At 60.4% G+C, this 5,322-nt stretch carries 6 protein-coding genes and 2 pseudogenes; 6 read left to right on the forward strand and 2 right to left on the reverse strand.

Annotated elements, in window-relative coordinates:
• The 4 genes and pseudogenes from J9893_RS20390 to ybcJ form a co-directional block, all read left to right on the forward strand.
• On the forward strand, positions 1-84 hold an 84-nt coding region (locus tag J9893_RS20390), incomplete at its 5' end, for a transposase (RefSeq protein WP_210538025.1).
• Between the two features lie 58 nt (positions 85-142).
• Positions 143-1,174 (forward strand): annotated as a pseudogene (locus J9893_RS20395) (alpha/beta fold hydrolase); the annotation flags it as partial.
• The gene (locus J9893_RS20400; RefSeq protein ID WP_010674881.1) at positions 1,171-1,575 is read left to right on the forward strand and encodes a MaoC family dehydratase; all 405 of its coding nucleotides are present in this window, start codon (positions 1,171-1,173) and stop codon (positions 1,573-1,575) included. The pseudogene J9893_RS20395 and the gene J9893_RS20400, both read left to right, overlap by 4 nt.
• A gap of 165 nt (positions 1,576-1,740) precedes the next feature.
• Complete coding sequence (gene ybcJ / locus J9893_RS20405) at positions 1,741-1,974, forward strand: ribosome-associated protein YbcJ (protein WP_010674882.1); 234 nt, start codon at positions 1,741-1,743, stop codon at positions 1,972-1,974.
• Positions 1,975-2,130: 156 nt separating this feature from the next.
• Here ybcJ and J9893_RS20410 read toward each other — a convergent pair whose 3' ends face one another.
• Positions 2,131-2,604 (reverse strand): DUF4442 domain-containing protein, encoded by a 474-nt coding sequence (locus J9893_RS20410; RefSeq protein WP_010674883.1) that lies wholly within the window; start codon positions 2,602-2,604, stop codon positions 2,131-2,133.
• Between the two features lie 364 nt (positions 2,605-2,968).
• Positions 2,969-3,822 (reverse strand): IS5 family transposase gene (locus J9893_RS20415; protein ID WP_113725556.1). Its coding sequence is split into 2 segments (ribosomal slippage): positions 2,969-3,480 and positions 3,480-3,822, totalling 855 coding nucleotides; the frame shifts between segments, so codons are not numbered across the junction.
• A 141-nt stretch (positions 3,823-3,963) separates the two neighbouring features.
• Between J9893_RS20415 and J9893_RS21850 the strand changes: the two genes are divergently transcribed.
• The gene (locus J9893_RS21850; RefSeq protein ID WP_223917421.1) at positions 3,964-4,320 is read left to right on the forward strand and encodes a hypothetical protein; all 357 of its coding nucleotides are present in this window, start codon (positions 3,964-3,966) and stop codon (positions 4,318-4,320) included.
• A 109-nt stretch (positions 4,321-4,429) separates the two neighbouring features.
• A pseudogene (locus tag J9893_RS21855) lies at positions 4,430-5,145 on the forward strand (hypothetical protein).
• Positions 5,146-5,322: the final 177 nt, after the last annotated feature.

Here is a 5,322-nt window from a genome sequence, read left to right on the forward strand (position 1 = left end):
TGGTCACGCTCTTACTTTGCGGGCTCTTGCGGCGGAGCACCGTTGGAGGTGATCAAGCAATACATTCAAAACCAGCGGGGCTGACGCCCCGGCGAAATTCCCCTCCCACCTACGTCGGAGGGAGTCCCCTTTCGCATTTAAGATGGACATGCGCCCCCAGAACTCCCTGGTGGCCTGGCTGGTCGCCCAGGGGCAGACGGTCTTCATGATCTCCTGGCGCAACCCGGGGGTGGCACAGGGGCAGGTCGATCTCGACGACTACGTGGTGGACGGGGTCATCGCCGCCCTGGACGCCGTGGAGGCAGCCACCGGCGAGCGGGAGGTGCACGGCATCGGCTACTGCATCGGTGGCACTGCGTTGTCACTCGCCATGGGCTGGCTGGCGGCGCGGCGCCAGAAGCAGCGGGTGCGTAGCGCCACCCTGTTCACCACCCTGCTGGACTTCTCCCAGCCCGGGGAGCTTGGCATCTTCATCCACGAGCCCATCATCGCGGCGCTGGAGGCGCAGAACGAGGCCAGGGGCATCATGGACGGGCGCCAGCTGGCGGTCTCCTTCAGTCTGCTGCGGGAGAACAGCCTCTACTGGAACTACTACATCGACAGCTACCTCAAGGGCCAGAGCCCGGTGGCATCCGATCTGCTGCACTGGAACAGCGACAGCACCAACGTGGCGGGCAAGATCCACAACAGCCTGCTGCGCCGACTCTACCTGGAAAACCAGCTGGAGAAGGGGGAGCTCAAGATCCGCCACACCCGCATCGCTCTCGCCAAGGTGAAGACCCCGGTGCTGCTGGTGTCCGCCGTGGACGATCACATCGCCCTCTGGCAGGGAACCTGGCAGGGCATGGCGCTGTTCGGGGGCGAACGGCGCTTCATTCTGGCCGAATCCGGGCACATCGCCGGCATCATCAATCCACCGGATGCCAACAAATACGGCTTCTGGCAGAGCGAGGTCGAGGCGGACAGCCCGGCGCAGTGGCTGGCGGGGGCGACCCACCAGAGCGGCTCCTGGTGGCCCGAGATGATGCGCTTTATCAAAGACCGTGACGAAGCAGAACCCGTCCCCGCCCGGCAGCCTGTCGAGGGGCTGGAGGCGGCCCCCGGCAGCTACGTCAAGGTACGGCTCAATCCGGTGTTTGCCGGCGTCAGGATGCAAGAAGAGGAACCCGCATGAGTACACAACCCCTTGCCGTGGGCCAGAAGGCTCGCCTGACCAAGCGCTTCGGCCCGGCCGAGGTTGCGGCCTTCGCCGGCCTCTCGGAGGATTTCAATCCCCTGCACCTGGACCCGGACTTTGCCGCCACGACGGTGTTCGAGCGCCCCATCGTCCACGGAATGCTGCTGGCGAGCCTCTTCTCCGGGCTCCTCGGGCAGCAACTGCCCGGGAAAGGGAGCATCTATCTGGGCCAGAGCCTCTCCTTCACGCTCCCGGTGTTCGTGGGGGACGAGGTGACGGCGGAGGTGGAGGTGATTGCCCTTCGAAGCGACAAGCCCATCGCCACCCTGGCCACCCGCATCTTCACCCAGGGCGGCGCCCTCGCCGTGACGGGGGAAGCGGTGGTGAAACTCCCTTGAGCGCCAGTGGCCCCCAGAGATACAACCAGCCCGGTCGGGCTGGTTTTATTGCCTGTGCTCGCCCCTTTTTCGGGGCAATTCGGCCCGGGCCCTTTCCCTGCCCCGCCTAACTGCCTAGAATGAGCCCCCGCTGTTTCAGCCATTCATCCAGCTAGAGGATTTCCCATGGAGACGTTTCTGCTCGAAGGTCACCCCTTCGTTGCCTTGTGTGACCTGATCAAGCATCAGGGTTGGGCCGATTGTGGCGGTGCCGCCAAGGCGCTGGTCGCCGAGGGCCTGGTGGAAGTGGACGGTCAGGTCGAGACCCGCAAACGCTGCAAGATAGTCGCCGAGCAGGTGGTCAACTTCAACGGCATGAAGGTAGTCGTGAAAGAAGGCGTCAGCCCCGAGATCCTCTGATCCTGACGCCCTGCCACGCAAGCGCTACCCAGCACAGTGGCCGAGCGGGCGGTCAACTTCAACGGCATGAAGCATGAAGGCCGTGGTGAAGGAAGGGAGCAGTCCCGAGATCCTTTGATACCGGCTTGAACAAGGGCGCCAAGCGCCCTCTGGCCTTCAGCTTGCCTTGATGGAGAGGGTCAGCACAAAGCGGGCCATGGCCTCGTCGCCGTTGCGCGACGGGCAGGTGGCCACCACCTGGATGGGGCGGTTGATGCGCTGACCGCTCGCCAGGGACTCGTCGATCATGGCGTCGATAAGCTCCCCCGCCGCGCAATCAAACTGCACGTCCCCCTCCGGGCGCTTCAAAAACTCCCCTTGCACATCCTTGAAGGCAAAATGCACCTTCTTGCGCCGCGCCCGCCCCTTCTCCATGACCAGGAGCCCCCCCACCAGGTCGGCACCGGTGGCGAGCGCCCCGAAATACATGCTGCCCAGGTGGTTGCGGGTGCGCCAGCCCAGCGGAATGCGGATGCGCAGCGCCCTGGCGTCCATCTGCTCGATGACGGGGGCACAGAAACCAATGACGGGAATGTAGCGCCAGGCGAACAGACGCAGGGCGAGGTTGGCTTTGAGGCGTTGCAGGTCCATTGCAAACTGATCCGATGAGTAAATGTGATACAAATGTTGCCAGTCTGCTTCCCGATAGACAAGCCTCCCGTGCCATCCCTGTGAGCGGCCCCCCAAAGAGTATTTGCAAAATTCATGCAATGGCCAGGTTCTATTTGCCTGGCAAATGATAAAATCGGCCTTTCCTGACCCCGGGTCGCCCCTCTCTTTTCCCTTTTTCCGATTTTTTTCAAGGTCCCGCCCCGGATGACGGGACCATGACGGCCATATCCGAATGAAACACAACGAGAAATACTCCCCGTCTGGGGGCTAGCCCAGGATCCCGCCCCCGCCACTGGGATTATTCGCAGTAACCAAACCCCCTCTCCCTCGCTAGGCTGTGTTCTCAAAATGCTGGTTTTCTGTCCACCAATAGCTCTCGTAAGTAACGAAGGCAGAAAGCCAGCTTGATAAAAGCAGCAAAACTTCCCGCCAGCTTTTCATATCTCGTTGAGAATCGGCGAAACTTCTTCAGCCATCCGAAGCACCGCTCGACCACATTTCGCCTGCGATAACGAGCTTTGTCTAATACCAGAGGTCGTCCCTTATGGTGCCGCTGCTGGTCGCTGCGCTGCGGGATGACTGCTTTTATCCCTCTGCGCCGGAGTTCGGCCCGCAAAGCCCTGCTGCTATAGGCCTTATCTGCGGCAAGATGCGTTGGTCGCGTGCGATAACGGCCTGATGAAGTCGGGATCCTTGCCATGGCCAACGCACTTGTCGCATATCTGATTTCCGCTGATTGCCCCGGCGAAAGGCAGAACCCCAGCGGTAAACCATTACCATCAGTGACCAAGTGAATTTTGCTGCCAAAACCACCACGAGAGCGACCAAGTGCTTGATTCACCGGAGTGTTTTTTTACGCGCTCCGGCAGCATCTTTGGATACCCTGACATTGGAGCCGTCCAGGCACCACAGGTCGAAATCGATGAGCCCTTCTTCATTGAGCTTGAGCTGCAGCGCTTCCAGAATGGCATCAATCCGGCCTGCATCCTGCCAACGCCGGAAGGTGTTGTAGACCGAATTCCATGGTCCGAAACGTTCTGGAAGGTCTCGCCAAGGAGCTCCGGTGTGGAGTATCCAGAGAATGCCATCGAGCACTTGGCGCGGTTCATGGGTAGGGCGCCCGATCAGGCTTCGAGAAGGAAACTGGGGCTCGATAAGCCCCCATTGTGCATCAGTCAGCTGATAACGGTGGGACACGGAATGGATCTTAAGCTGTTGAGAAGATGTGAGATTATATCTTCATCACTTTAAGAACACAGCCTAGGCTGTTGCTGGCCAGGAAGTAGCCACTCGGCACCGGGTCAACCCGTCTACCAATCTCACCATAAGGATAGAGAGATGAGTCACGTGCAACAGTTGTTCAACGGGGGCGAGAGCGCCGGTACTTTCCAGCTCAACTTCAACAACAACCGTGTCTACGAGCTGTTTGGCCGGGAGTACCTCAAGTGCTATGCCAACCTCAGCGCCAAGGGGAAGATGAGCAAGCCCCTGCCCACCGGGCCGCTGAGCTACACCGTCGACTTCGCCATGGATTGCGGCTGCAGTTCGGTGCTGTTTGACTTCAACCTCGCCTACAAGAAGACCTTCGGCAACCAGTTGCAGGCCCCCCTGTGGCGCGAGTCGGACTACGAGGCCGTAGCTGGTGCTCTGCCAGCTGGTGCGCGAGGCACCGGCCAACCGCCTGAGCAACCATGATCAGTTCGCCGAGGCCGAGGCCTTCTTCAACGACATCAATCTGCCCGACACCGTCCGGGCGGTGGGCAGTGATCCCTATGCCGACAAGGACGGCCTGGTGGAGTTCATCGTGGCCAACGAGCTGCTGGACGATCCCGCAGTCATGGCCAAGCTGGCGGAACAGAAGGCCTACCTCATCGCCATCACCTCCGTGGTCACCGCCTACATCAACCGTTACGCCGAAGCCTATGGCGAGCAGTACAAGACGGATGCGGATCTCTGGGCCAGGGCCCTCTCCAAGATCCCCCTGATGGGGCCGAGCAAGATCGATCAGCAGAGCTACAGCCGCCACATCAAGGGGCTCAGCATCGCCACCGACTTCATCAACTTCATCATGGACGTGGTGGTGAGCCAGGGCACCACGGCGCTGGCCAGCTTCAACAAGTTCCTGCAAAAGCAGGGGGATGCCATCCGCTTCGGGGTGGAGAACAACAAGGACTTCACAAGACCATCACGGTGGGGGTCACAGTGGAAGTGTTCAAGGTGGGCAACGAGCTGGTCTATGTGCCGAAGATCAAGCAGTACCGCGTCAACTTCGACCGCCAGAACAGCAAGTTCACCTCCGCCTGTGCCAGCGCCGAGTTCGTCGACATCTACTTCAACTACCTCTATGCCGCCAACGTGTTCGACTACGAGGCCCTCAAGGACCCCGAGATCAAGCGCGACTTCGACAACTTCATCCAGAAGCAGCGCAAGGCACAAATTGAAGAAGCGGATACCTTCTTCAACGATGACTTCCCGCCCCTGGAACCCAAGCTGGTCAGCCGCAGCAAGGTCACGGTGTAACCCTGCCTGTCAAAAAAAACAGCCGGCAGATGCCGCAATGCTGTTCACTTAAGCGGAGCCGCATTGCGATTTACCGGAAAACGGGTCTTTGATATCTTCACCGCCCTGGGTCTCGATGGCCTGGGGCGTTTTTCTATGAACATGACGCCTATGCAGCCCCGCAACTCCGCCAACCTC

Source organism: Aeromonas sp. MaB10011B (assembly GCF_017939325.1).
GTDB lineage: Bacteria > Pseudomonadota > Gammaproteobacteria > Enterobacterales > Aeromonadaceae > Aeromonas > Aeromonas caviae.

Excerpts from the sequence above, each read along its gene's own strand:
- J9893_RS21850 (WP_223917421.1), top strand. The coding sequence starts at position 3,964 with ATGAGTCACGTGCAACAGTTGTTCAACGGGGGCGAGAGCGCCGGTACT.
- J9893_RS20410 (WP_010674883.1), bottom strand. The coding sequence starts at position 2,604 with ATGGACCTGCAACGCCTCAAAGCCAACCTCGCCCTGCGTCTGTTCGCC.
- ybcJ (WP_010674882.1), top strand. The coding sequence starts at position 1,741 with ATGGAGACGTTTCTGCTCGAAGGTCACCCCTTCGTTGCCTTGTGTGAC.
- J9893_RS20400 (WP_010674881.1), top strand. The coding sequence starts at position 1,171 with ATGAGTACACAACCCCTTGCCGTGGGCCAGAAGGCTCGCCTGACCAAG.